22 protein-coding genes and 1 tRNA gene are annotated in these 23,576 nt (G+C 64.4%); 11 read left to right on the top strand and 12 right to left on the bottom strand.

Translation table 11 applies throughout. The features are described from left to right. Positions 1-4 precede the first annotated feature (4 nt). From ACQY8B_RS00980 to ACQY8B_RS00940, 9 genes are all read left to right on the top strand, one after another. Positions 5-79, top strand: a tRNA-Arg gene (locus ACQY8B_RS00980). Between the two features lie 558 nt (positions 80-637). Further along, the gene (locus ACQY8B_RS00975; protein ID WP_422084993.1) at positions 638-1,228 is read left to right on the top strand and encodes a hypothetical protein; all 591 of its coding nucleotides are present in this window, start codon (positions 638-640) and stop codon (positions 1,226-1,228) included. Further along, entirely contained in the window at positions 1,218-1,586 is a 369-nt protein-coding gene (locus ACQY8B_RS00970; RefSeq protein WP_422084992.1) for a hypothetical protein, read from the top strand. Before ACQY8B_RS00975 ends, ACQY8B_RS00970 begins: the two co-directional genes overlap by 11 nt. Positions 1,587-2,281: 695 nt before the next feature. After that, entirely contained in the window at positions 2,282-3,646 is a 1,365-nt protein-coding gene (locus ACQY8B_RS00965) for a hypothetical protein (protein WP_422084991.1), read from the top strand. A gap of 85 nt (positions 3,647-3,731) precedes the next feature. Then, complete coding sequence (locus ACQY8B_RS00960; protein ID WP_422084990.1) at positions 3,732-4,547, top strand: DNA adenine methylase; 816 nt, start codon at positions 3,732-3,734, stop codon at positions 4,545-4,547. Between the two features lie 121 nt (positions 4,548-4,668). Continuing rightward, complete coding sequence (locus tag ACQY8B_RS00955) at positions 4,669-5,094, top strand: GCN5 family acetyltransferase (RefSeq protein ID WP_422084989.1); 426 nt, start codon at positions 4,669-4,671, stop codon at positions 5,092-5,094. 463 nt (positions 5,095-5,557) lie between these two features. Further along, positions 5,558-5,740: a hypothetical protein gene (locus ACQY8B_RS00950; protein WP_422084988.1), complete on the top strand. Its 183-nt coding sequence runs from the start codon at positions 5,558-5,560 to the stop codon at positions 5,738-5,740. 461 nt (positions 5,741-6,201) lie between these two features. Beyond that, positions 6,202-6,873 (top strand): site-2 protease family protein, encoded by a 672-nt coding sequence (locus ACQY8B_RS00945; RefSeq protein WP_422084987.1) that lies wholly within the window; start codon positions 6,202-6,204, stop codon positions 6,871-6,873. Between the two features lie 119 nt (positions 6,874-6,992). Then, positions 6,993-8,678 (top strand): methyl-accepting chemotaxis protein, encoded by a 1,686-nt coding sequence (locus ACQY8B_RS00940; RefSeq protein WP_422084986.1) that lies wholly within the window; start codon positions 6,993-6,995, stop codon positions 8,676-8,678. A gap of 9 nt (positions 8,679-8,687) precedes the next feature. On the opposite strand, the gene ACQY8B_RS00935 is transcribed toward ACQY8B_RS00940, so the two are convergent. After that, positions 8,688-9,005 carry a hypothetical protein gene (locus tag ACQY8B_RS00935; RefSeq protein WP_422084985.1) on the bottom strand — a complete coding sequence of 106 codons (318 nt, stop codon included), beginning with the start codon at positions 9,003-9,005 and terminating at the stop codon, positions 8,688-8,690. 32 nt (positions 9,006-9,037) lie between these two features. Beyond that, entirely contained in the window at positions 9,038-9,301 is a 264-nt protein-coding gene (locus ACQY8B_RS00930; RefSeq protein WP_422084984.1) for a hypothetical protein, read from the bottom strand. A gap of 263 nt (positions 9,302-9,564) precedes the next feature. Between ACQY8B_RS00930 and ACQY8B_RS00925 the strand changes: the two genes are divergently transcribed. Continuing rightward, positions 9,565-11,094 (top strand): hypothetical protein, encoded by a 1,530-nt coding sequence (locus tag ACQY8B_RS00925; protein WP_422084983.1) that lies wholly within the window; start codon positions 9,565-9,567, stop codon positions 11,092-11,094. A gap of 32 nt (positions 11,095-11,126) precedes the next feature. On the opposite strand, the gene ACQY8B_RS00920 is transcribed toward ACQY8B_RS00925, so the two are convergent. The 10 genes from ACQY8B_RS00920 to ACQY8B_RS00875 form a co-directional block, all read right to left on the bottom strand. Continuing rightward, a complete protein-coding gene (locus ACQY8B_RS00920; RefSeq protein WP_422084982.1) occupies positions 11,127-11,852 on the bottom strand; it encodes an EthD family reductase in 726 nt (241 codons plus the stop codon). Beyond that, positions 11,849-13,033: an NADH:flavin oxidoreductase/NADH oxidase gene (locus tag ACQY8B_RS00915; RefSeq protein ID WP_422084981.1), complete on the bottom strand. Its 1,185-nt coding sequence runs from the start codon at positions 13,031-13,033 to the stop codon at positions 11,849-11,851. Before ACQY8B_RS00915 ends, ACQY8B_RS00920 begins: the two co-directional genes overlap by 4 nt. 13 nt (positions 13,034-13,046) lie before the next feature. Further along, entirely contained in the window at positions 13,047-13,979 is a 933-nt protein-coding gene (locus tag ACQY8B_RS00910) for a DMT family transporter (RefSeq protein ID WP_422084980.1), read from the bottom strand. A gap of 141 nt (positions 13,980-14,120) precedes the next feature. Next, entirely contained in the window at positions 14,121-15,095 is a 975-nt protein-coding gene (locus ACQY8B_RS00905) for an MBL fold metallo-hydrolase (RefSeq protein ID WP_422084979.1), read from the bottom strand. Between the two features lie 28 nt (positions 15,096-15,123). Further along, positions 15,124-15,834, bottom strand: a complete 711-nt coding sequence (locus ACQY8B_RS00900; protein ID WP_422084978.1) for an ABC transporter ATP-binding protein — start codon at positions 15,832-15,834, stop codon at positions 15,124-15,126. 20 nt (positions 15,835-15,854) lie between these two features. After that, positions 15,855-17,645, bottom strand: a complete 1,791-nt coding sequence (locus tag ACQY8B_RS00895; protein ID WP_422084977.1) for an ABC transporter permease subunit — start codon at positions 17,643-17,645, stop codon at positions 15,855-15,857. After that, a complete protein-coding gene (locus tag ACQY8B_RS00890; RefSeq protein ID WP_198087395.1) occupies positions 17,642-18,565 on the bottom strand; it encodes a branched-chain amino acid ABC transporter permease in 924 nt (307 codons plus the stop codon). The genes ACQY8B_RS00895 and ACQY8B_RS00890 overlap by 4 nt, the downstream gene beginning before the upstream one ends. Positions 18,566-18,596: 31 nt before the next feature. Next, positions 18,597-19,796: an ABC transporter substrate-binding protein gene (locus tag ACQY8B_RS00885; protein ID WP_422084976.1), complete on the bottom strand. Its 1,200-nt coding sequence runs from the start codon at positions 19,794-19,796 to the stop codon at positions 18,597-18,599. Between the two features lie 55 nt (positions 19,797-19,851). Then, positions 19,852-20,628, bottom strand: a complete 777-nt coding sequence (locus ACQY8B_RS00880) for an SDR family NAD(P)-dependent oxidoreductase (RefSeq protein ID WP_422084975.1) — start codon at positions 20,626-20,628, stop codon at positions 19,852-19,854. Positions 20,629-20,690: 62 nt separating this feature from the next. Further along, complete coding sequence (locus tag ACQY8B_RS00875; protein WP_422084974.1) at positions 20,691-22,457, bottom strand: FAD-dependent oxidoreductase; 1,767 nt, start codon at positions 22,455-22,457, stop codon at positions 20,691-20,693. A gap of 185 nt (positions 22,458-22,642) precedes the next feature. On the opposite strand from ACQY8B_RS00875, the gene ACQY8B_RS00870 reads away from it, so the two are divergent. Beyond that, a complete protein-coding gene (locus tag ACQY8B_RS00870) occupies positions 22,643-23,428 on the top strand; it encodes an IclR family transcriptional regulator (protein ID WP_422084973.1) in 786 nt (261 codons plus the stop codon). The last annotated feature ends 148 nt before the right edge of the window (positions 23,429-23,576 follow it).

Here is a 23,576-nt window from a genome sequence, read left to right as displayed (position 1 = left end):
CTCCGTCTTCGTAGTTCAATGGATAGAACGGGGTCCTCCTAAGACTCAGATACAGGTTCGATTCCTGTCGAAGGCACCAGCAAGCCGTTGATTTTTAGAGGCTTTTGACTTGAGGCAAATGGCCACCTCATTCGCTGCTCGAATGCCCTCCGCAGGCACTCTTATCAAACATCGTGACACGCTAGCTGAACGGATTTTCGATCCGCGCGGCAATGCAGCAAGTCTGCGGGCTGCGACGCGCAGACGGAAATAGCCTTCTTCCGGTATCCGCTCCCTGCAGCTTCATAAAGCGTGGCCCCCCAGAATTTCATGTACGGCGGTCCCACTGCTCCTTCATGAACGTCTGAGCGTTTCATGGCCCCAGTCTTCGTGGCGATTGTTTAAAAATGATATGTGTGGAATCAACTTTCCGCGCTAAGCGCACTGAGTAGGTGCCTGCGCTGAAATTCGTCGTCAACGATGCCATGTCGAGATGCTCTGCAGAAAACTGCAGCAGCGCGTTCTCGATCGATATGCTCCGCCTCTGAAGTCAGCGAAGAACGGGAATCCCCCACTCTCTCGAACTCAAGACTAAGGTACATTCGCTCATTGTGATTTACAAATCTTGCCACCAAGAGCAATAGACAAAAAATACGAGGTGATTTTGGCAGAAAAGAACCCAGACATTGCACCTACTCCGTCACTCAAAGAAGGCATAACTCCAAGACCAGAGTTAAAGCAAGAGCCCTCTAAAGATGCCTTCGGAAGTTTCGGGTCATCTTTGACTACCTATCACGTTGGAGACATTACCGGCCTACTTGGAATATTAATTACAATTTACGCGGCTTTTCAGGCCACCTCTGCAAAAAAAGCCGCCAAAATTGCGGCAAGCACAGCGCTAAAAAGCCGAGACCAAATTGAAATAACTTCAAGACTGACGGATTTATCAAGTCGACTAAAAGTCGCAAGAGATGTTTACAACTCTGATGATTGGAGTCGCCTAGCTCACCTCCAAGATGAAATTGTTGCAATCTCGGCAGAGATAAAAATGACAGAAAAAATTGACTCTGAATTAATAGAGTTAATGGAAAGCATTGAGGTTTTTGCAAGAAAAGGCCCACATGATTTCAAGCATCTAAAAGATGATGAAACCAAGGCAAAAGCAAAATACCGGCAAGCAAAAATGGCGATAGACTTCGCAGATAAGGCGAATTCTGCAAAATTAAGAAAGGTAAAAAATGGAGCTTGATCGAGTCGCAACACTGCTAAATCGGCTGTCCGACAAAACAAAAGAAAAAGAAATCAAATGGGAAAAGGAAACTAACAATTCTTACGCCACGACTTTGGGGAAATTCAAACTAAGCATAATCCAGGATGCATCGTCCTATGACTATGAAGCCGATCCGGATTATTTTCTTTCAATCACGAATGGAAAAAATCTTATTTCTAGCGAATGGATTGACAGCTTTAGTGACGAGGAACTCAAGGAGATCATGCCATCATCATTCAAGGTAATGGAAGCTCTTTATCGAGAAGCCAGAAGGCAGGCAAACGATGTGGAAGGAATCGTTGAAAATTTAATTAAATCAATAGATGGCATGCTTTAATTTACTGGCATTTACAGCCATCTGAAAACGCCAGAAGCCGCGTACGCCCTTCGGCCTCTCAATTTTTCAGCCAACGTGCACAGGCCATCGGTCGCTTTGCTGCTATCGCCGATAGGCCGGCGCAGTATCTGCGACACGCTCGTTTATTCAACATCTTATAGATGCGCATCGCTTTGGACTCAGCACGCTTCAAACGCTTCGGCCCGTTTACATGCCCCATCAGGTCGTAGACATCACTGTGCCCCGCCGTCGGCAATCTCGCACAACGTTCTGCCACTTTGTAGTTCAAGTGTGCTTCGAACTTGACAAACGCTTTAGATCCGAGGGGGAGTTTCCTTCCTCGACGAAGCGCAGCTTCTGAGCACCGAAGGGTGACTGCGGCCAGCCCTTCAGTCCTCGCCGGTGCCTCAGGTCTGCCCGGCACAGATTCGCGACCACTAATCAGATGGAAGGGATCGCACTCGGCTGTCTGCCGCCCAACTTGAGCACACGTCTGAAATTTTTCCCGGCCTTGCAGCCGATGAACTGCCAGTGCCGACAAGAGCGCCAAGAGGCGCAAACTGAACGCGTACTTGAAACACCCTCGATGATTTCGGATTTGTCATCATCCAACAGCCGATCTGCTCCAGCGTGTGACAATTAGTCACCCACATTTGCGGGTGGCAAAACAACGGACATATCGAGGAGCGGAGCCGATGGCGACAAAGAAGCGGGTGCATCAAGTCGAGCACGAAGATGTTCTAGTTCAATTCAACAAACTTCACTTTGATCCGGTGAACCCAAGAGGGGAGCCAGAAAACGATGAAGAGAAGATTCGAGCTCTCTTTGGTGCCGAGTCCGAGACCGCGATCTTGGCAACCCACCTAGCGGAGCACGGCCAGAATCCGCTTGATAGGCTTGGCATCATTGAACACTCGAAGTTGCCGGGCCACTACGTTATTCGCGAGGGCAACCGCCGGCTGTGTGCAATGCAACTTCTCCGCGACCCCGAACGCTCGCCAACCTTGGCAGTTCGGAAGACGTTCCAGCGATTGGCCTCAACCGGCCGCCCCATTCCGGACCAAATTCAAGCCGTCCTCTTCCATGAACAGCCCAAGGCACGAGTCTGGATGTCCGTCAAGCACGAAGGGCCTCAGAATGGTCTGGGTACATTGACGTGGGGACCCACACAAAAGGCCCGTTTCAACCGTGAAGGCGAGACTGGCACTACACGCCCAAAGAATCCAAATCGCCAAGCCGAAGCTCTTTTGACCTATGCGGTCACTCGAGAGCTAATAAGTGCTGAAGAACGTGCCCTGATTTCGATTACGACGGTGACTCGATACCTGCCAAACGTGCGAACGGCACTGGCACTTCTCAACACCGAAGATTGCTTGACCAATGCCCCGCCGGAAGAGTTTGACGCAGCCTTACGCCAGTTTCTCAAGGATGCGAAAGAGCCCGGCTCGCCCGGCGTCAAAGCCGAGGTTCACTCCCGCTCGTCTGCAGCAGAACGAAAAACCTATGCCGAAAGCTTAAGAAATCAAGGGCTCTCTCCCAAAACGCGCGATTTAACTCCCTACGATCCTGCTCGACAGCCGGCCACCCAGCCTGCGACAAAGTTGGTAACCCGGCCACGTAGTTTGCAACATCCAGGAAAGCGTAAACATCTGATATTCAGTAGCTTTGTAGTGCCCGTTCGTGACCCCATCCTTTTGCGACTTGTGACTGAAGGCAAAGAGCTTGACCCCGATCAGTACCGCTTCAGTTGCAACTATCTGATTCGAGTCATTCTCGAGAGAATTGTGTATCGCTATGCGAAGCAACATGGTGTTGGCGCTCAAGGTGAGTTTTCGGATGTCGCCCAGCGGGTTATTACTCACGCAAAAGCCTCCAATGATCCGCCGAGCAAGGGCATCGCGACGGTTTTGACGAAGACAGCGGACAAGAAGTCCGTCTACTCCTACGACATGCTCAGCAACGGTACTCACGGTGGTTCAATTCCCTCCGGAGCAGACAATCGAAGCAACTGGGAGACCCTCCAGCCCGCGCTGGAATACCTGCTGAGCCACATGACGTGACTCCACGATCAATCTCCTTTTTTAGCATCCCCGCTTTATGCCTGTAACAGATACGCCGCTACGCTACCCAGGCGGCAAGACTCAGATGACACCGCTTGTGCAAGACATCATGGGTGTCAACGAACTAGCGCAGTGCATATATTGCGAACCGTTTGCTGGAGGCGCTGGGATCGCATGCCGTTTGCTCGTCGCAGGTGCGATCTCTGAGGCATGGATCAATGACATCGATCCGGCCATCTTTAACTTTTGGGACTCTGTTCTAACTGCAACCGACGATCTTTGCGAGCTGATCCAAACCACGCCGGTAACGATTGAAGAATGGCACCGCCAACGGGCGATACAGCACAAGGCGAGGGTTTCGAAACTGGCCCTTGGCTTCTCGACACTATTCCTCAATCGCACCAATCGCTCTGGCATTCTGAAAGGGGGCGTAATCGGCGGCTTGGATCAAAGTGGCAACTACCTGCTGGACTGCAGGTTCAATAGAGCCGACCTGATACGGAAGGTGCGGAGACTCGCTATCTACCGTGATCAGATTCGCCTCACATGCCAAGACGCTAGGCTATATATCGGAAACGTGGTGCGTAAGCTGCCCGACCATAGCTTGGTCAACATTGATCCGCCATACTTCGACAAGGGGCCCGAACTCTATACAAGCTTCTACACCGCCGCCGACCATGCGTCACTGGCCAAGGCTGTACGTGGCATCACAAAACCGTGGATGCTGACCTACGACGACGTGCCCGCAATTCGGCAACTCTATGGCGGGTTGCCCGGTACACGTAAGGCACTGAACTACACGGCACAGGTGAAAAAAGTAGGCGTTGAACTGCTTGTCATGTCACCCATGCTCAAGGTTCCGGAAACCCTACAGCTAGACCCCCTTCCTCTCGCGGCCTAACCCCTCGCAGCGCGAGATTCAACTGGAAGAACGCGGGGTAAGGGAATTGAAATCGACCTAGACGGGCGAACGCCATACTGTGGAAGCCCCAGAGCAGCCGTGACCTTCACGATCAAAGCCAATGACACCTTCCTACCCCGACGTCCTCGACCCAACACTGGTTGGTTCATACCCTGCTTTTGCGATGTCCGGCGGTGGCTACGTCTGGGACGCCGTGCTGGAGTACCGCGTGTGGTGTCATCCCGAGCGCGGCGCGGAGGATCTCGAGGATGGAAGTGACTACTACTATTCATTTGCATCGTTCGCGGAAGCTCAAGCATTCACCGAGGCCACTGTCGGTACGGAAAAGCCGCTCGCACTGATCGTGCAAGAGGAGTACATCGACGAGCCCTCTCCCGGCAAGTACCGACACGTGAAGACGAGGCGAGTGGCGGAATGGCAGGTGGAGTTTCTTACTCGGCCGCGCCGAACGCCGCACACGATTCCAGATTTCCTGGCTCCAGATGCGCCGCCGAACCGGCTTGCGATCATTCGCGGGCAAGCCTGAGCGCGCCGACAGCAAGCGCAGATCTTTGCCAATCACGGGCCTCGGCACTCCTCTTGCCTTCTGGTGAGGGCCAACAAAGGTCAGCCCTTAGTGACGTGACATCTCCCCGAGTCACTTTCCCATCCGATCCGAGAACTACTGGGCATTTCCCATCGCCTGAACAGCCCCGTTCCTCTCTAAAGTAAACGCCCTCGTCCCCCAACACCCCACCAAGTGGGCAAGGAGCGCATCCCCTTCAAGCACCTGAACGAATGAACCGCACCGCCTCGCAGCGGGTCATCGGCGCATAGCCGCATCGATGCAAATGCGAGGTCTCAAAAGGCGACGGCCGGGATGCGTCAACACCCCAGCCGTCTGACCAAGCGAAGTGCCCAACTTTCGAAAGGCAGCACCCCAAATGGCTACCCGGAATATAGCCCGCCCCTCCACGCCCCTAGCTCACGCCGACGCCCCGCCCGACGCAGTGACGCTCCTGGAGGAAAAGAGCACGCAGCTCTATTCGCTGCTCTGCTACTGCCACGGCAACGGCCCGCCGCAGCAGGAAGACGCAGGCCCCGAACATCGCGGCAACGTGTTCTGGCTTGCCTCGGAATTGGCGAGAGATGTGATGAACCTGATTCAGGTCTGCATCCCGCGAGAGCGGTAGGCAGCACAGGCCGATCGCTCACCGCCGCACGTAGCTCTTCGCCCCGCTGTCGCTCAGGCAGTACTGCCCACCGCGCGGCCCGGTGCATATGCGCCCCGATCTGCAAGAGCAATCGCCAGTGCCGGCGGGCGGCTGCGGTGCCAACAAGTTGCGCACCGCGCCCCCGCCGCCCTGTGGCCCCGTGCAGACCTTCTTCGACCCGCTGATCGAGCCGTCATTGCAGACGAACAATTCACCCGAGCAATGCGACACACCGCCCTTGCCTCCCGAGCAAGGGTAGTTCGCGGCCACGGCGTTGAAGCTCAAAGCCCATGCGCCGAACACGAGCAACAGACAGGCTCTCATGCAGAACTTTCTCGATGGCGCAATGGGCGGCAGCGGCCCATGAGCGATGACTATCCCCAAAGCTAACATCGCCCGCACCGCAAGCACCCGCTCGTGTTCCCTGCCTTCTTTCCGCCATGTCCCTCGCCCTGCAGTTCATCGCCGCCATCGCCCTGCTGGCCGCCCTTCACATCACCGTGATGGCCGTCCTCGCGCGCGTGCTCGGCATTGCGGTTCGCGAGGTGTCGCTGGGCTTTGGCCCGACTCTGCTGTCCATGGGCATCTTCCGCCTGCGCGCGTTGCCGTTCGGCGGCGCTGTCGTGCTCAAGAACACGCTCACCGACACCAAGCCGGACAATGCCGCGCCCGATTGGGCCGACGACGCCTTCGACACCCAGCCGCGCGCAGTGCGCGTAATGCTGCCGCTGTCGGGCATTGCGGCGCTCATTGCCGTGGCCTTCGCGTTGCGGCCCGACGCGGCATGGAGCAGCCTCGTCAACGGCTTTCCGCAGATCGTCACGGGCGCTCTCTCGCCGCTCTCCACCGCGCAGCGCCTGCTCGGCGGCGCGACGCATGTGGGGTCGCTCGGTTTCGCATCGTTGCTCGGCATGCTCGCAGCGAAGTTCGCCGCGCTGAACCTGCTTGCGCTGCCGACGATGGGCGGCGGCCAGGCCTTGCTTACGTTGCTCGACCCATGCCCGCACGATCAGCCGCGCTGGAAAGAGCTGCTGATGCAATGGTCTGCGTGGCTGGCAATAGCGCTGGGCGCGACATGGATCGTGGCCATCGGCGTGTTCCTCGCACGCTGAAGAAAAGACGAAGAAAACAAGGCCGCAAAGCCCTGCCGCCCCAACTGTTAAATCCCGGTAACACGGCGCCGCTCCAATCGGGCGCGGGAACGTTCCCAGCCTTCTTCATCGCAGCCCCCGTGACTTCCGCCACCGACCCACGCCCTCCCCGCTCCCTCAACATCCTCGGCCGTCGGCTGCTGGCCACTTTCAGCGTCGTGCTGCTGCTGACCCTTGCGGGCTCGGGCATCGGCATCTGGTCGCTGGCCAAGGTGACTGGTGCCACGCATGAAGCCATCCAGCAGAACGGCGTGTCCGAACGCCTGGTGGTCGACGCCTATCGCCTGCAGGCGATCAACGCCGAGCGCTACAAGGCGATGGCGCTGAGCTCCGAGCCCGAGGTCGGCGAGATCCTGGCCGCCGACATCCAGGCGACGGAGAAGCAATACAACGAGCTGATGCAGCAGGTCGGCCAGCGCCTGAAGTCCGAACCCGACCGTGCGCTGCTCGCGCAGATAGAAACCGCGGGCACCGGCTTCAAGGCGACCGTGAAAGAGCTGATCGCGGCGCGCGATTCGGGCCTGACGGAGCGCATCCGCAATGTCTATTCGCAGCGCTTCCAGCCGGGCTCGGCCGCGCTGCTGGCGGCGGTGTCCAGGCTCGCGCAGGCGCAGCGCGATGCAATGGACGCAGCCGACACCCGCATCGACGGCCTGAGCGCTTCGGCGCGGCTGGCGCTGGTGGTGTTCTGCGCGGCGGCGCTGCTGGTGGGCGCTGTGCTGGCGCAGTGGCTGGTGCGCAGCATCAGCAGGCCGATCCGCGCGGCCGGAGAAACGGCCCAGCGCGTGGCCAGCCTCGACCTGCGGCAAGACATCGAGGGCCACGCACGCGACGAGGCCGGGCAGATGCTGCTGGCGCTGGGCGCGATGCAGGGCGCGCTGCGCGAACTGGTCGAGCGGGTGCGCGAGTCGGTGCAGAACGTGCGCGTGGCGGCCGGCGACATGGCGCAGGGCAATTCGGAACTCTCATCGCGCACGGAAGAAGCCGCGTCGAGCCTGCAGCAGACGGCCGCCGCGCTGGAACTGGTGATGCGCAACGTGGCGCAGTCGAGCGAGGCAGCGGGCAGGGCCGAGCAGATGGCGGGCGCCGCGGCCACGGTGGCGGCGCAAGGCGGCGAGGTGGTGTCGCAGGTGGTCGGCACGATGCAGGACATTCACCGCGCGTCGCACAAGATGGCGGACATCATCGGCGTGATCGACGGCATCGCCTTTCAGACGAACATCCTCGCGCTCAACGCGGCGGTGGAAGCCGCGCGCGCCGGCGATTCGGGCCGGGGCTTCGCGGTGGTGGCGGCCGAGGTGCGGCAGCTGGCCACGCGCTCTGCGGCGGCGGCGCGCGAGATCAAGGGGCTGATCGAGAACTCGGTGCAGCGCATCGAGGCCGGCACGCAGCTGGCCGACAACGCGGGCCAGACGATGAGCCGCATCATGGCGTCGATCCAGCAGGTGGCGGGCACGGTGAACGACATCACCGAGGCCACGCACGCGCAGACGCGAGACATCGGCCAGATCAACACAGCGGTCTCTCGGCTGGACCGCATGACGCAGCAGAACTCGGCGCTGGTGGAAGAGTCGGCCGCCGCGTCGCAAGGCCTGCGCGACCAGGCACGCAGCCTCGAAGCGTTGATCAGCCAGTTCGTGCTGCCGGGCGACGGCGAGGCCGCGCAGCAAGATGCGCAGTGGCTGCCGGCGCGGGCGGATGCTTCTTCTTCGGCTCGCAAGGCGCGGCTGTCGGCAACGCCCAAAGACCGCCTGCTGCCGGCTTGAGCGGCCGCCTCAGCGAATCAGGTCCATCGAGGCAATTTGCGGCGTGACCTTGGCTTCGGTCGCGGTCAGCAGCTGCCCGTTGGATTCCTTCCAGCACATGAGGTTGGTGATGCCCGAGCCGGCCGGGCCCGGCGCCTGGATCGACACCGCCTTCCACCCCTTGCATGCGCCGCCCACGGTGGTGGGCCGGTCGAGAAACACGTATTCGGTGCCGGCGTCGATGCGCATCACGCCCACCACGCCGGGTGGAAACGGCTTGCGCGTCTGGGCGGATGCCGCGCACGCGGCGGCGGCCATGACGATGCCGATGAAGAAGATCCGTCCCATGCCTGATGCTCCAGTGTTGTCGAGGCCGGATATTACTTTTGCGCTTCCGTCCGCTCCCGCCACGGCTTGTGCGTCCCGTCCACCGACCGCACGCTGACGAACTGGCTGGCCCGCAGCTTCATGCGCGCCACCGCGGCGTCGAGCGAAGGCTGGGCCATGATCACGACCTCGCCATGCCGCAGGCCGTCCAGCGCGATCTCGGCCACGCCGGCATAGCCGCCGCTCACGCCTTGCTTGAAGTGGAACGAGCAGGACCAGCCGCCCTTCAGGTCGACGGAAATGGGATGTGAGGTCAAGGGTACGCGGGTGCTCTGGAACTGCCTGGCGCCATGCGGGCGGGGGCATGTCCACGGATTGTTTTTTTGGCGGGTCCAGTGTCGCGACGGCGCCGGCAGCGTCAATCCCATGAATGGGTTATTCGGTGCGGCGAATGCACCATGCCCTCCCCCGTTCCCGCGATGGTCTGAAGACAGCGAAGCCGTTTCAATCGGCGCCTCGCGGCCGCAATCGGCGCGCCGCTTTGGAACTGTCTTCAGAAGAAGCAACGAGGAGATCGATCATGGATCGGAGAAGGTTTGCGCTCACCGCAGTGGGTATCGCGGTGTTGAGCGGATGCGGTGGCGGTGGCAGCGGAGGCGCCGGTGGTTTCGTCTTTCCACCGGTCGGTGCGCCGCCCGCACCCGCACCCGCCCCGGGCGAGCCTTCCGCGCCACTGCCGCCCGCGCCGCAACCGCCGCAACCGCCGGTACCGCCCGCACCCAACCCACCGGCACCGCCGGCCGGCCCCGAGCTTGCAACGCCGACCTTGCTGCCTGCAGCGACCATCCTCACGCAAAGCATCGCCAACAAAGACAGCGATGCCGGTGTCGGCCCCGGCCAGGCGAACTTCTGGGACCTGCGGCCCGACTTCTGCATCGGGGATGGCTGGAACAGCCAGTTCGCGGGTGCGCTGGCATTGAATGTGAAAGTGGGCAGCAGGTCGGAGGGCTTCGACAACGACCAGAAGTTCAGCGAGCTGACAGCGCTGGGCCCCGAGATGACGGAGGCAGACGGCATGAAGGTCGTCTCGACCACGACCGACCCGCAGTTCCAATCGAACGGTGTCGCTGCGTTCCTGCATGCGGTGCCCGATGCACGGCTGCAGCAGACCTTGGACCTGCGGCAGGCCGTTGGCCGAGTGGACTTCAGCTGGAGCGGCATATGGGGCGTGGAGCGCGGCAACTTCGTTGGCAGCGGCGATGGCGTTTCGGAGCCGGCCTTCATGCAGGTGGTGGTGCGCGACACCAGCGGCGGGATGCTCAAGACGATCTTCAAGACCGAAGCCGGCGTCCAGTCAGGCTCGTGGGGGTACGTCCGGCTCACGGAATTCGCCGGCCAGGTGGTCGTGCTGTCGTTCGAACAATGCAACCGTGGCCAAGGCACGTCCATCGAGATGGTGTCGGTGAGTGACAACGCACGTCCGCCCCGCGAGTTCGTCGTCAACGGCGACTTCAGCGCCGGCCTGTCCGGCTGGACCGTGTCGCAGACGCGGGGCGTGCAGAACATCCGCTCGGGCATCAGGACACTGCGTGGGCTCGAAGTACAGCGCACTTTCTACGCGCAACCCAACCAGTCGTGGGGGCGCATGACCGACACCTTCCACAATCCCACGGCGTCGTCCATCACGGCGAAGGTGACTTATGCCAGCTTCCTCGGCTCCTACGGCGCCGGCGTGATCTACCCGCCGGCAGGCGCGCCGCAGAAGGCGCTGTCGGTGTGGGACGGCAACGGCCTGGGCCGCGACGCAGGCATCGTCTTCGGCACGGCGGACGGCGTCGACTACACCTCCGCCTCGATGCTCAACACACAGGACGGCAGGAATACGGTGACGGTGGACTTCAACATCACGGTGCCGGCCGGCGGCACGGTCACGCTGGCCAACTTTCTGATCCTGACGGGCACGAACACCTGGATCGGCGCCACGAGCACCGCGGCCCGCGCCACCGATGTGGACACGCAGGCCGCAGCGATTGCCGCGAACTTCCGCACCGACGTGCTCTACCAGCGCGGCCTGACGCAACTGCAGCTCGACACCCTGAAGAACTTCTGAGCGCAGTGCGCCAGGGATGGCCCCCCGGGGCCTCACACCACGCGGTGCTCTTCCACCACGAAGGCCGTGATCTCCGCCAGGAAGGTGAGCGCATGCGCCATCGTCACTTGCCCTTGCGGCGACGCGAAGGCGGCGTTCAGGGTTTCGGTGTTCTCGAACCACAGCTCGACGATGCCGTCGATGGGCAGTTCCGGGTAGCCGCAGGGCGTGCCCTTCACGAACTCGCGCGCGGTCACCACGTTCTGGCGGTAGCCGCTCACGCCCGGCATGCGGCGCACATGGTCGGCATGCACGCGCCATTCGCGACAGAAGTCTTCTTCGGATTGCGCGGCCGGCCGGCGCAGCAGCGAGATGCGCTTGAGCAGGCCATGGGGCTCGGGCGGCAGCGCGATGACTTCGGTCTGCGCGACGCTCACGATGTGCAGGCCGCCCAGAAAGTGCTCTTCGTCCGCGCGGATGGCCGCGGCCAGCTCACCGTGGCCGAAGGCTTGCGACGCCTGCGCGGCCTCGTCGAAGCGCAGTTGCGAGAAGCCGTCGAAGTCCCACGGCCCGCGCGCGAAATCGATGCCGCGCTGCAGCCGGTCGACCACCAGGTTCTGCCGGTAGCCGCGCAGCGTGGGCAACTGCGCCACCAGCGGGCCGTGCCTGTCGCGCCAGTGGGTGCGGAAGGCTTCGTCGGTCCACGCGGGCTTCTTGCGGATCAGGCCCATGCGCAGGTTGGTGGTGGCGGTTGCAGCGGTGCTGGTCGGCTCGGTCATTGCGTGCTTGTCTCCTTGTCGTTGGATGCCGCTTCCGCTTCGGCCCGCGCACGCGCAAGCCCCGGGGCGCGCTTGGCCAGCCACACGCCGTGGCGCACCGGCCAGCGCTCATAGCCGGGGTCCGCGCCGAGCGCGGCGGCCGCGTGGTGCGGCCAATAGGGGTCGAACAGCGCCTCGCGGCCGAGCGCGATCAGGTCGGCGTCGCCGGCGGCGAGCACGGCCTCGGCCTGCTGCGCGTCGACGATCATGCCGACGGCCTGCGTGGACACCTGCGCCTCGCGCCGGATGCGTGCCGAGAACGGCACCTGGAAGCCCAGACCGCGCGGCACCGGCAGCGCGCGCGTCTCTTCCGTGAGCCCGCCCGATGAGCAGTCGATCACGTCGACGCCGCAGCGCTTGAGTTCGCGCGCGAGCACCACCGAGTCGTCCAGGCTCCAGCCGTCGAGCGTACCGTCGACCGCCGACAGGCGGCAGAACAGCGGCTTGTGCGCAGGCCATGCGGCACGCACGCGCTGCGCGATTTCCAGCGCGAGCCACATGCGGTTGTCGCGGCTGCCGCCGAGCGCGTCGCCACGGTGGTTGGCGTTGGGCGACAGAAAACTCGCCACGAGGTAGCCGTGCCCGAAGTGAAGTTCGACCACGTCGAAGCCCGCCTTGTCCGCGCGCACCGTCGCATCGACGAAATGCTTCACGACCGAGGCAATGCCGTTGGCGTCCAGCGCGCGTGGCGCCGACCAGCCCGGCCCTGCCGCGAGCGCGCTGGGCCCCAGGCGCTCCCAGGGTTCCTCATCGGCTGCCATGCGTGAGTCGCTTAGCGCCGCGCCGCCTTCCCACAGCGGCTCGCTGCCGGCCTTGCGCCCCGCATGCGCAAGCTGCACGCCGATGGCACTGCCCTGCGCGTGCACGAAGTCGACCACGGCCTTCAGCGGCGCGATCTGGCTGTCATTCCACAGCCCGAGGTCGGCCGTGCCGATGCGCCCGCGCGGATCGACCGCGGTGCTTTCGGTAAGGATCAGCCCCGCACCGCCGAGCGCGAACTTGCCCAGGTGCACCATGTGCCACGGCATGGCATGGCCACGGTCGGCGGCGTGCTGGCACATGGGCGAGATCACGACACGGTTGGCCAGCGTGAGGCCGCGCAGTTGCAGGGGCTGGAACAGCAGGGGGAGAGAGTCGGACATTGGAGGGCAGGAATCAATGCGCCGCTTGGGGCACGGTGGTGGCGGGCCGCGTGCCTAGCCAGGTGCCGCTCATCACGGCGGCAAAGCCGAGCAGGTGCCACCACGTCAACGCTTCGCCCAGCAGCAGCGCCGCGAACGCGACGCCGAACACCGGCACCCAGTAAAGAAAGACGGCCGTGCGCGCCACGCCGATGACGGAGATCGCACGGTTCCAGATGAGGTTGCCCGCCGCTGTGGCGGCAATGCCGGAGAACAGCACCAGCGCCCACGGCCATGCGCCGGGAAACAGCTCGGCCGTGCCCAGCCGCGAAGGCCCGAGCAGGGTGTGCACCACCAGCATCGCGGTGCCGATCATGTAGATGACCCAGCTGATCGACAGCGGGTCGATCTGCCGCGCGAGCCGCTGCACGCCCACGCCGCCGACCGCGAAGCTCACCACGGCCAGCGCCAGCATCAGGTCGCCGATGCCGGCGCGCGACAGCCCCGCGCCGGGGTGGCTCAGCACCACGGCCGCCACGCCCGCGAAGCCCAGCGCCACGCCCGCCATGCGCCGGGGCGTGAAGCGTTCGCGAAACACCAGCGCGGCCATCAGCGCCGACACCAGCGGGCTCAGCGCCATGATGAGCGCGCCGTTGGTGGCCGTGGAGCGCAGCAGGCCCTGTGCGAACAGGATCTGGTTGGCATAGACCATGAGGAACGCGCAGCCCGTCATGGCCGCGAGCTGACGCGCGCCGAGCGCGGGCACGCCGCCCCGGCGCCACACCACGATGGCCGACAGCGCCACGCAAGCCACCACCATGCGCAGCGCGGCCAGCGGCAGCGACTCGAACGACGTGGTCAGCGCCTTCACGGCGGACACGTTCACGCCCCACAGCACCATGGCCAGGAGCATCCAGCCCTGCACGGCGGCGGGTGTCGCGCCAGGTGGCGGTGTGGACTGTTTCATTTCAGATGCTCAAGGAGCAGTGCGCGCCCCGCGAAGCGTGGGCCTTTCGGGAGCGCCCGCGGAACCGGCTCTGCCGGGCCGCAGGGTGCGCTCCCGCGAGGGGGTATCCGAGCCACACGAAGTGGGCGAGGCTGGGGGTGGTCAACCTTCCAGTTCGTTCCACATCTCGATGTCGCGCTTCGCGGTCCAGATGCGCGGGTGGACGTGGCCGGTGGCTTCGTCGTACGCGCGGGTCACGTCGAAAGGCATGCAGTGGTCGAAGATCACCCAGTGGCCGTAGGTGGGGCGCAGCGCGGCCACGGTTTCCTTGTAGATCACGTTCAGCGTCTTGCCCGCGGCCACGCCGCTGTTGACCAGCGTGTACACGTCGGAGATGAAGGCGCGCGTGGAGGCGATGGCCTTGCGCACGTCGCTCGCGTTTTCCAGCGCGGCGCCGCGGCCGGGCACCAGCTTCTCGAAGCCGAAGCCCGCGAGGCGGTCGAGCGTGGTGGGCCAGTCGCGGAAGTAGCAGTCGCCGGCATAGGCGGTGCTCTGGTATTCGACGAGGTCGCCGGCAAAGCAGATCTTCTGGTCTTCGAGGTAGGCGATGGTGTCGCCCTTGGTGTGGCCGCGGCCCACTTGCGCGATCTTCACTTCGAGCTTCTTGCCCAGCCACACGCTCATGGTGCCGTCGAAGGTCATCGTGGGCCAGGTGAGGCCCGGCGGCACCGATTCGACATTGCGGAACAGGCGCGGGAAGCGGCCGATCTCGCTGGCCTTGTCCTGCTCGCCGCGCTCGACGATCAGGTCGTAGGTGTCGCGGCTGGCAATGATCTGCTCGGCGCCTTCCTTGAAGTAGGCCGACGCGCCCAGCACGCGCACCGCGTGGTAGTGGCTCAGCAGCACGTACTTGATGGGCAGCGGCGTGACTTCGCGGATGCGGCGGATCACGTCCTGCGCCATTGCCGGCGTGGCCTGGGTGTCGACCACCATCACGGCTTCGTCGCCGATGAAGATGCCGGTGTTCGGGTCGCCTTCGGCGGTGTAGGCGTAGGCGTTCTCCGAGAGGCGGGTGAACGAGACCTTCTTTTCTTCAAGGTCGGCCTGGCTGGCGAATTTCTTGGTGGTGGCGGTCATTGGATGTCCTTTGAAGTGAGCGGTGGAGTCAGTGCGAGCCGAGGTACGCGGACTTCACCTTGGGGTTGTCGAGCAGCTCGCGGCCGGAGCCTTCGAGCGTGATGCAGCCGGTTTCGAGCACGTAGGCGCGGTCGGCCACGCCCAGCGCCTGCTTGGCCATCTGTTCCACCAGCAGGATGGTGAGACCCGAGCTGCGCAGCTGGCGGATGGCGTCGAAGATGTCCTTGATGATGAGCGGCGCGAGCCCCAGCGAGGGTTCGTCCAGCAGCAGCAGGCGCGGCTCGCTCATGAGCGCGCGGGCAATGGCCAGCATCTGCTGCTCGCCGCCCGACAGCGTGCCCGAGGGCTGGTGCTGGCGCTCCTTCAGGCGCGGGAAGCGCGCGAACTCGCGTTCGATGGCGCCCTCCACGAAAGCCTTGTCGTTGCGGCGCGAGTAGGCGCCGAGCATCAGGTTCTCGCGCACCGTCTGGTCGGGAAACACGCCCCGGCCTTCGGGCGACAGCGCCACGCCCAGGCCCACGCGCTTGTGCGAGGGCACGTGCGTGCAGTCGTTGCCGTCGATCAGCACGCGGCCCGCGGCCACGGGCTCCAGCCCGACGATGCTCTTGAGCAGCGTGCTCTTGCCGGCGCCGTTGGCGCCGATGATGGTGACGACCTCGCCCGCGCGCACTTCCAGGCTCACGCCCTTGACGGCCTCGATGGCGCCGTACGAGACCTTCACCGATTCGATTTTCAGCATGATGGTTTCGGTCTTTCTGCTCAGGCTGGCATGGCCGTGGCCAGTGCCTCTTCTTCCTCGTCGTCGACGCCCAGGTAGGCCTCGACCACGCGCGGGTTGGCCTGCACCTCGGCGGGCTTGCCCTCGGCGATCTTGATGCCGTAGTCGAGCACGATCACGTGGTCCGAAATCGACATCACCAGGTCCATGTGGTGCTCCACCATCAGGATCGACACGCCGCACTTGCCGATGCGCAGCAGCAGTTCGCCGAGCTCGGCCGTCTCCTGCGGGTTCAGGCCGGCGGCGGGCTCGTCGAGCAGCAGCAGTTGCGGCTCGGTGGCCAGCGCGCGCGCCAGTTCCACGCGGCGCTGCAGGCCGTAGGGCAGGCTGCCGGCGGGCCAGTGCGCCAAGTGGCCCAGGTCCACCAGGTCGAGCAGCTGCAGGGCGCGTTCGCGCGTGGCGCGCTCCTGCTTGCCGGCGGTGGGCCACGCCAGCAGCGACGACAGAAAGCCATTGCTCATGCGGCTATGGCGGCCCAGCATGACGTTGTCGAGCACCGACAGGTCTGCGAACAGACGCAGGTTCTGGAAGGTGCGGCCCATGCCCAGGCAGCAGATGGTGTGCGCCGGCTGGCCCACGATGTTCTGGCCCAGGAAGCGGATCACGCCCGCGTCGGGTTCGATCACGCCGGTGAGCATGTTGATCATGGTGCTCTTGCCCGCGCCGTTCGGCCCGATCAGCGCATGGATGTGGCCGCGCTGCAGGCGGAACGACACGTCCTGCGCGGGCTTCACGCCGCCATAAGACTTGGTCACGCCCTGCACCACCAGCAGCTCGCCTTCGCCGCCGGGGCCGATCTGCCCCGGTATGCCGTTGCCGCCGGTGCCTTCGCCGCGATGGCGCGACTTCATGAACCACTTGTTGAACAGGCCCACCACGCCGCCCGGCATGACATACAGCGCGAACAGCAGCAAAAAGCCGTACAGGAAGTGCTGCGCCGAGGGCCAGCGCGCCAGCAGCGCGTCGGTCAGCGTGAGCAGCACCGCGCCCACCAGCGGGCCGTACATCGAGCCCGCGCCGCCGAACAGCACCAGCAGCAGGATGAAGATCGAGAGGTGGAAGGTGATGAAGTCGGAGTTGATGTACTGGTTCTGCTGCGCCACCAGCGCGCCCGCGATGCCGCAGGTGACGGCTGCGACCACGAAGGCCATGACCTTGGCGCGGTACACGCGCACGCCCACGGAAGACGAGGCGATCTCGTCCGCCTGCAGCGACAGCAGCGCGCGGCCGAAGCGCCCGCCCAACAGGTTGCGCAGCAGCAGGTGCAGCGCGGCGCACAGCACGATGCCGAGGATGACCCACTGCGTGGTGTCCAGCGGCGCGCCCTTCCAGGTGAGCGGCCGGATGCCGTAGATGCCCTGCGCGCCGCCGAACACGTCGGTCCATTCGCCCACGAGCTTCTCGACCACGATGCCGAAGGCCAGCGTGACCATGGCCAGGTACGGCCCCTTCACGCGCAGCGAAGGCAACGCGATGAGCACGCCGCACAGGCCAGAGATGACGGCGGCCAGCGCGAGCGCGAGCCACGGATCCATGTCGGTGCGCGAAGTCAGCAGCGCCACGCCGTAGGCGCCGGCCGCGAACAGCCCGGCCTGGCCGAGCGATTTCTGTCCCGCGTAGCCGACCAGCACGTTCATGCCGGCGGCGCACAGGTAATAGACGCACATCATGAAGGCGATGCGCAGGTAGTAGTCGTTGCCGGACATCGACACGATGCCGATCAGCACGGCCGCGAACGCGACCACGCCGGCGGGGTGGGCGAGGCGCTTCATACCTTCTCCACCGTCGAGCGGCCGAACAGGCCCGTGGGCCGGAAGGCCAGCACCAGGATGACGAGCGCGAACACCGCCACCTCGCGCCACTGCGCCTGCCACAGGTTGACCATCGACTCGAGCACGCCGAGCAAAAAGCCGCCGATCACGCAGCCGCGCGGATTGCTCAGCCCGCCGATCATCGCGCCCGAGAAACCCTTGAGCCCCACGGTCAGCCCCATGAACAGCGATGCCTGCGCGATGGGCGCGAGCAGGAAGCCCGACAACCCCGCCAGCGCCGAACTGACGACGAAGGCGCCGATCATCATCGCGTTGGTGTTGATGCCCATCAGGCTGGCCACGTTGCCGTTCTGCGCCACCGCGCGCATGGCCTTGCCGACCATGGTGCGGTTCATGACGCGGTCGAAGCCGAGCATCACGACCACGGCAACGCCCAGCGTCAGCAGTTCCTGCGGGCGCACGCCCACGCCGAACATGCGGATCACGGTGTCGCCCACCGGCGCGGGCACCACCACGGGCTTGGGCCCCCAGATGGCCAGGCCCACGCTCTGCAGGATCACGCCGAAGCCCAGGGTGCTCATCACCCAGGCCATGCCGGGGCGGCCCGCGAACGGGCGCACGCCCAGCACATAGAGCAGCCAGCCCAGCAGCCCCATCACGCCGAGCGCGGCCACCAGCGCGAACAGCTGCGCGCCCGCGCCGGGGATGGCGTCGCCGAAGGTGGTGGAGTCGAAAGGCTTGCCCAGCACCAGGAACAGAGCGCTCATGCCGATGAACGCGCCGGCCGAGACGAACTCGCCGTGCGAGAAGTTCAGCGTCTTGGTCGTCGTGAACGTGATGCTGAATCCGAGCGCCACCAGCGCATAGGCACCGCCGACGGCGAGCCCGCTGATGAGCGCCTGCAGGAGCGCTACAACCATGGTCTGTGTCTCTTCTTGCTTCTTGCTTTGCTTACTGCTTGAAGTCGGCCGGCTTCAGGCCGTCGATCAGCGCGTCGCTGTAGGGCAGCAGCTTGCCGTCCTTCCAGCGGATCCAGACCAGGTCCTTGGCGGTCAGGGCTTCGTGGTTGGTCTTGCTGAAGGGCTTGTCGTAGGTCTTGAGCACGCCCTGCACCGGCGTCTTCAGGTCTTCGAGCGCGGCACGCACGGCGGCGCCGTCGGTGCTGTTGGCCTGCTTCATGGCCTGGGCCAGCAGTTGCATCGAGTCATAGCCGTGCAGCGCGAAAGAGAACGAGCCCGGCGCCTTCAGCTTGCTGCCGATGCGGTCGAACAGCTTCTGCTGCGCGGGCGTGCGCGTCTCGCTCACGGTGCGCATGAAGATCGGCTTCTCGGCCAGCGCCTTGCCCGCCGCGTCGTAGAAGGTGATGTTGTCGGCGGCCCAGGAGGTGAGCGTCAGCGGGAAGTAGTTGATCTTCTCCATGCTGCGCACCAGCTGCGCGATGGGCGTGCCCTGCGCCCACACCACCACGGTGTCGACGTTGGCGGCCTTCATCTTGCTCAGCTGCGAGGTCATGTCGGTGTCGCCGACACCGAAGCGCTCGGTGGCCGCGATCTTGATGTCCTGCAGCTTGGCGATTTCTTCCATGTCCTTCAGGCCGCCCTGGCCGTAGCCGGTGGTCTCGGCCATGAGGCCCACCACCTTGGAGCCGGCTGTGTTCTTCTTCACGTAGGCCATGAGCGCGGCCACCTGCTCGCGGTCGACCATCGACACGCGGAACATGTAGTTGTCGGCGCCGGGGCTCATGGGCTTGGTGATGTCGGTGCCCGAACCCACGTTGCCCAGCACGGGAATCTTCTTCTGGTTGGCAATGTGCTTCCACGCCATCGCGTTACCCGAGTTGGTGGGGCCGAACACGGCGACCACCTTCTCGTTGTCGATCAGGTCGCTCATGTTCTGGATCGACTTGGGCGGCGCCGACACGTCGTCTCGCGTGACCAGCGCCAGCTTCTTGCCCAGCACGCCGCCGGCGGCGTTGATGTCGGCAATGGCCGCTTCCATGCCCAGCACCGCGGCCTGGCCGCTCTGCGCCGAGGGCGATGCCGACAGGTCGCCGTTGTAGCCCAGCTTGATGTCTTGCGCCGAGGCGCCGGCGGTGAAGGCAGCGAACGCGGCCGTGGCGAGCAGGGTCTTGTACAGACGAAGGGTTTTCATTTTTTGTCTCCTGATGGATTGACGGACGGGGAAGCGATGGGAAAGCGCAAGCGGCTCAGACGGCGAGGAAGCCGCCGTCCACCGGCAGCACGATGCCGGTGACGTAGCGCGACATGTCGCTGGCCAGGAAGATCACCGGGCCGACGAGGTCTTCGGTCTGGCCGACGCGGCCCATGGGGATGCGCGTCATGAACGATTCGAGGCGGCCCGGGTTGTCGCGCGTGGCGGCGGTCATGGGCGTTTCGATGACGCCGGGCGCGAGCGCGTTGACGCGCACGCCGGCAGGCGCCAGCTCCTGCGCGAGCGACTGCGTCAGCATCTTGATGGCGCCCTTGGAGGGCGAGTAGCCCAGGCTCGCGCCCTGCCCCGCATAGGCTGCGATGGAGGCGATGTTGATGATCGAGCCCTTCGTCTGCTTGAGCACCGGAATGAAGGCCAGCGTGGTGTTGAAGGTGCCGTGCACATTCACGTCGATGGTCTTCTTCCAGTTGGCGGCGGCGTTCGGGCTCGCGGTGGTCTCGCGGATGATGATGCCGGCGTTGTTCACCAGCAGGTCGACGTTGCCGATGTCCTTGCCCACGCGCTCGGCGAGCGCATGGCAGGCCTCGGGCACGGTCACGTCGAGCACGAAGGACCAGGCTTCGCCGCCTTCGCCGCGCACCAGCTGCGCGGTCTCGCGCACGGTGGCTTCGTTCATGTCGGTCACGACCACGCGCGCGCCGGCCTGCGCCAGGCCGAGGACAAGCGCGCGGCCGTTGCCCTGGCCGGCGCCGGTGACGAGGGCGAGGCGGCCTTCGAGCAGGCGCGGCGCGACGTTGGAGGGAAAGGCCATCGGTGTCTCCTTCTTTCTATGTATGTATGTACGGAATGCGGATGCGTCGGCTGGCGCAGAGCTCAGGCCTTGCGGCTCACCGGCACGGCTTCGCGCTGCTCGACCTTCAGTTGCGCCGTTGCCGCGGCCTCGGCCTGCGCGAGCTGCAGGCCCGCCACGTAGCCGAAGGTCAGCGCCGGGCCGAGCGTGATGCCCGCGCCGGGGTAGTTGCCGCCCATCACGCTGGCCGCGTCGTTGCCGACGGCGTACAGGCCCTTGATCGGCTGGCGGTTGGCGTCGAGCACGCGGGTCTTCTCGTCGGTGACGAGACCCGCGAAGGTGCCGATGTCGCCGACCACCAGCCTGATGGCGTAGTACGGGCCGTTCTCCAGCGGCGCGACGCAAGGGTTGGGCGTGACGTTGGCATCGCCCTGGTAGCGGTTGTAGGCCTTGCTGCCCTTGCCGAAGGCAGGGTCGTCGCCGGTGCGCGCCCCCTTGTTGAACTCCTGCACGGTGGCTTCGAGCGTGGCCGGCGCAATGCCGATTTCCCTGGCCAGTTCGCCGACGGTGGCGCCGCGCTTGAGGTAGCCGCTCTTCAGGTGGCGGCCGATGGGCAGCGGCGCGGGAGCGACGCAGCCCAGGCCGTAGTTGCGCAGCGCCTTGTGGTCGCACAGCAGCCAGGCCGTGACTTCGGGCTCGCCGTCGCTTTCGCAGGCCTTGACCATCGCCTGCACGAAGTCGTGGTACGAGTTGCCTTCGTTGGCAAAGCGCCTGCCCTTGGGCGTGACCGCGATCACGCCGGGCTTGGCGCGGTCGATGAAGTGCGGCATCACGCCCTTGGTGCCGTCGGGGCGGGTGGTGACCGAGGCCGGCACCCACGCGGCGGCGTGCGGAATGGTGCCGTCGACGCGGCCGCCCACGGCTTCGGCCAGGCGCAGGCCGTCGCCGGTGTTGGTGGAAGGCGATGGCGAGTAGTGCTCCTTGCCGGTCGGCGCGTGCGGGAACAGCTGCTTGCGGCGCTCCACGTCGTATGGGAAGCCGCCGCAGGCCAGCACCACGCCGCGCTTCGCGACGATGCGCACGCTCTTGCCTTCGTGCTGCACCACCGCACCGGAGACGCCGTCGTACTCGACCACCAGCTTCTTCACCGGCGACGACAGCCACACGGGAATGTCCAGGTCCATCGCGGCCTTGGCGAGGCGGCCGGCCAGCGCGTTGCCGTTGGTCAGCGTCATGCCGCGGCCGTGGCCCAGCACGTCCAGGAAGTGCCGGGTCAGGCGCTTGGTGACGTACCAGAACGAGGTGGGCGACTTGAAGGCCCGCATGAAGTGTTTGATCTCGGGGCCCGAGCCCAACATCATCCCGAACACGGTCAGCTCGGGCAGCGGCGGCGCCAGCAGCTTGACGCGCTTGCCGAGTTCACGGCCGTCGAACGGACGCGTGACCATCGAGCGGCCGCCCTGCTGGCCGCCGGGTGCTTCGGCGTGGTAGTCGGGGAACACGGGCGGCATGTCGAACTGCACGCAGGTGTTGCGCGTGAAGAAGTCGATGGCCTTGGGGCCCATGTCCAGGAAGGCACCGACGCGCGCCGCATCGAAGTGCGTGGTGGTCTCGTGCTTCATGTAGGCGAGCGCGGCGCCCTCGGGCTCGTGGATGCCCTGCTCCGTGGCCAGGCGCGTGCCCGGAATCCACAGCCAGCCGCCCGAACGCGCGGTGGTGCCGCCGAAGCGCGGCTCCTTGTCGACCACCAGCACCTTCAGCCCCTGCGAAGCCGCCGTGATGGCGGTGGACATGCCCGAAGCGCCGCTGCCGACGACGAGGACGTCGCATTCAAAAGTGTTCTGTTCCATCTCTGCCTGTTTCGCCTGTTTGTGTACGACTTAAGTTGCGGCGGAGTTTAGGTAGCGAGATTGATATGGTCAAGTCGTTTAGTTACTATCAGATGATCAGTCATCATCGATTGACTGTGACAATATCAGTAGAAACCCTGATGGATATACTCGCCCCCACCCTCATTCCCCACGCCGGGCGCCCCATGGAAAAGCCAAGACGTGGCATTCAGTCAGTCGAAATCGGAACGCAGTTGCTCGTGGCGCTGGGTCGGCACGTTGCGCCTATGGCGCTGCGCGACCTGGGCAAGGCCGCGGGCGTGCCCGTGGGCAAGGCGCACCCCTACCTCGTCAGTTTTCTGAAGGTCGGCTTCGTCGTTCAGGACGGCGCGGGCCGCTACGAACTGGGGCCGCTGGCCCTGCAGCTGGGGCTGGCCAAGCTGCAGCGGCTCGACCCGATCAAGGAGGCGTCGCCGCTCATCGAGGCGCTGGCCTCGGAGACCGAACAGAGCATCGCGGTGGCCGTGTGGGGCAACTTCGGCCCGACCGTCGTGCGGCTCGAGGAGCCCATCCACCCGCTGCACGTGAACCTGCGCACCGGCACCGTCATGTCACTCGCCTACACGGCCACGGGGCGTCTGTTCGCGGCCTACCTGCCGCCCAAGGTAGTCGAGAAGATGATGCTCGAGGACCTGGCGCGCACCCGCCCGGCGGACGGCCGCGGCTCCACCACCGAGCTGTCGCACTCGCAGATCGAGGCGCTGCTGGTCGAAACCCGCCTGCACGGCATGTCGCGCACGCTGGGCCAGCCGATTCCGGGCATCGACGCCTTCTGCGCGCCGGTGTTCGACTCCACCAACAACCTGGTGCTGGGCATCACGGCCATGGGCCCGGAAGCCACCTTCGACCGCGACTGGAACGGCCGCGTGGCCGTGCCGCTGAAGGCTTGTGCATTGGAGATCTCGCGCAGGCTGGGCTTCGTGCCGACCTAAGAAGCTGGTTGAAGTTAACCCCCTGTTAACGACCAAAGCTCAACTTTTGGTGCCAATTCGTTGCAATTGGCAGCGACAATGCGAGCTCCCGATCCACACCAGCGAAACCGTTCATGCACATATGAGGTTCGGAAGCCGTCGCAATCTG

It is taken from the genome of Variovorax sp. (assembly GCF_965279555.1).
GTDB lineage: Bacteria > Pseudomonadota > Gammaproteobacteria > Burkholderiales > Burkholderiaceae_C > Variovorax.
Note: the sequence above shows the minus strand (reverse complement) of the source record. Positions and strands in the feature narration are given on the sequence as shown.

What these genes read in the sequence shown, in the direction of transcription:
- ACQY8B_RS00970 (WP_422084992.1), top strand. Translation starts at nt 1,218, where the DNA reads ATGGAGCTTGATCGAGTCGCAACACTGCTAAATCGGCTGTCCGACAAA.
- ACQY8B_RS00965 (WP_422084991.1), top strand. Translation starts at nt 2,282, where the DNA reads ATGGCGACAAAGAAGCGGGTGCATCAAGTCGAGCACGAAGATGTTCTA.
- ACQY8B_RS00960 (WP_422084990.1), top strand. Translation starts at nt 3,732, where the DNA reads ATGACACCGCTTGTGCAAGACATCATGGGTGTCAACGAACTAGCGCAG.
- ACQY8B_RS00955 (WP_422084989.1), top strand. Translation starts at nt 4,669, where the DNA reads ATGACACCTTCCTACCCCGACGTCCTCGACCCAACACTGGTTGGTTCA.
- ACQY8B_RS00945 (WP_422084987.1), top strand. Translation starts at nt 6,202, where the DNA reads ATGTCCCTCGCCCTGCAGTTCATCGCCGCCATCGCCCTGCTGGCCGCC.
- ACQY8B_RS00935 (WP_422084985.1), bottom strand. Translation starts at nt 9,005, where the DNA reads ATGGGACGGATCTTCTTCATCGGCATCGTCATGGCCGCCGCCGCGTGC.
- ACQY8B_RS00925 (WP_422084983.1), top strand. Translation starts at nt 9,565, where the DNA reads ATGGATCGGAGAAGGTTTGCGCTCACCGCAGTGGGTATCGCGGTGTTG.
- ACQY8B_RS00920 (WP_422084982.1), bottom strand. Translation starts at nt 11,852, where the DNA reads ATGACCGAGCCGACCAGCACCGCTGCAACCGCCACCACCAACCTGCGC.
- ACQY8B_RS00915 (WP_422084981.1), bottom strand. Translation starts at nt 13,033, where the DNA reads ATGTCCGACTCTCTCCCCCTGCTGTTCCAGCCCCTGCAACTGCGCGGC.
- ACQY8B_RS00910 (WP_422084980.1), bottom strand. Translation starts at nt 13,979, where the DNA reads ATGAAACAGTCCACACCGCCACCTGGCGCGACACCCGCCGCCGTGCAG.
- ACQY8B_RS00905 (WP_422084979.1), bottom strand. Translation starts at nt 15,095, where the DNA reads ATGACCGCCACCACCAAGAAATTCGCCAGCCAGGCCGACCTTGAAGAA.
- ACQY8B_RS00900 (WP_422084978.1), bottom strand. Translation starts at nt 15,834, where the DNA reads ATGCTGAAAATCGAATCGGTGAAGGTCTCGTACGGCGCCATCGAGGCC.
- ACQY8B_RS00895 (WP_422084977.1), bottom strand. Translation starts at nt 17,645, where the DNA reads ATGAAGCGCCTCGCCCACCCCGCCGGCGTGGTCGCGTTCGCGGCCGTG.
- ACQY8B_RS00890 (WP_198087395.1), bottom strand. Translation starts at nt 18,565, where the DNA reads ATGGTTGTAGCGCTCCTGCAGGCGCTCATCAGCGGGCTCGCCGTCGGC.
- ACQY8B_RS00885 (WP_422084976.1), bottom strand. Translation starts at nt 19,796, where the DNA reads ATGAAAACCCTTCGTCTGTACAAGACCCTGCTCGCCACGGCCGCGTTC.
- ACQY8B_RS00880 (WP_422084975.1), bottom strand. Translation starts at nt 20,628, where the DNA reads ATGGCCTTTCCCTCCAACGTCGCGCCGCGCCTGCTCGAAGGCCGCCTC.
- ACQY8B_RS00875 (WP_422084974.1), bottom strand. Translation starts at nt 22,457, where the DNA reads ATGGAACAGAACACTTTTGAATGCGACGTCCTCGTCGTCGGCAGCGGC.
- ACQY8B_RS00870 (WP_422084973.1), top strand. Translation starts at nt 22,643, where the DNA reads ATGGAAAAGCCAAGACGTGGCATTCAGTCAGTCGAAATCGGAACGCAG.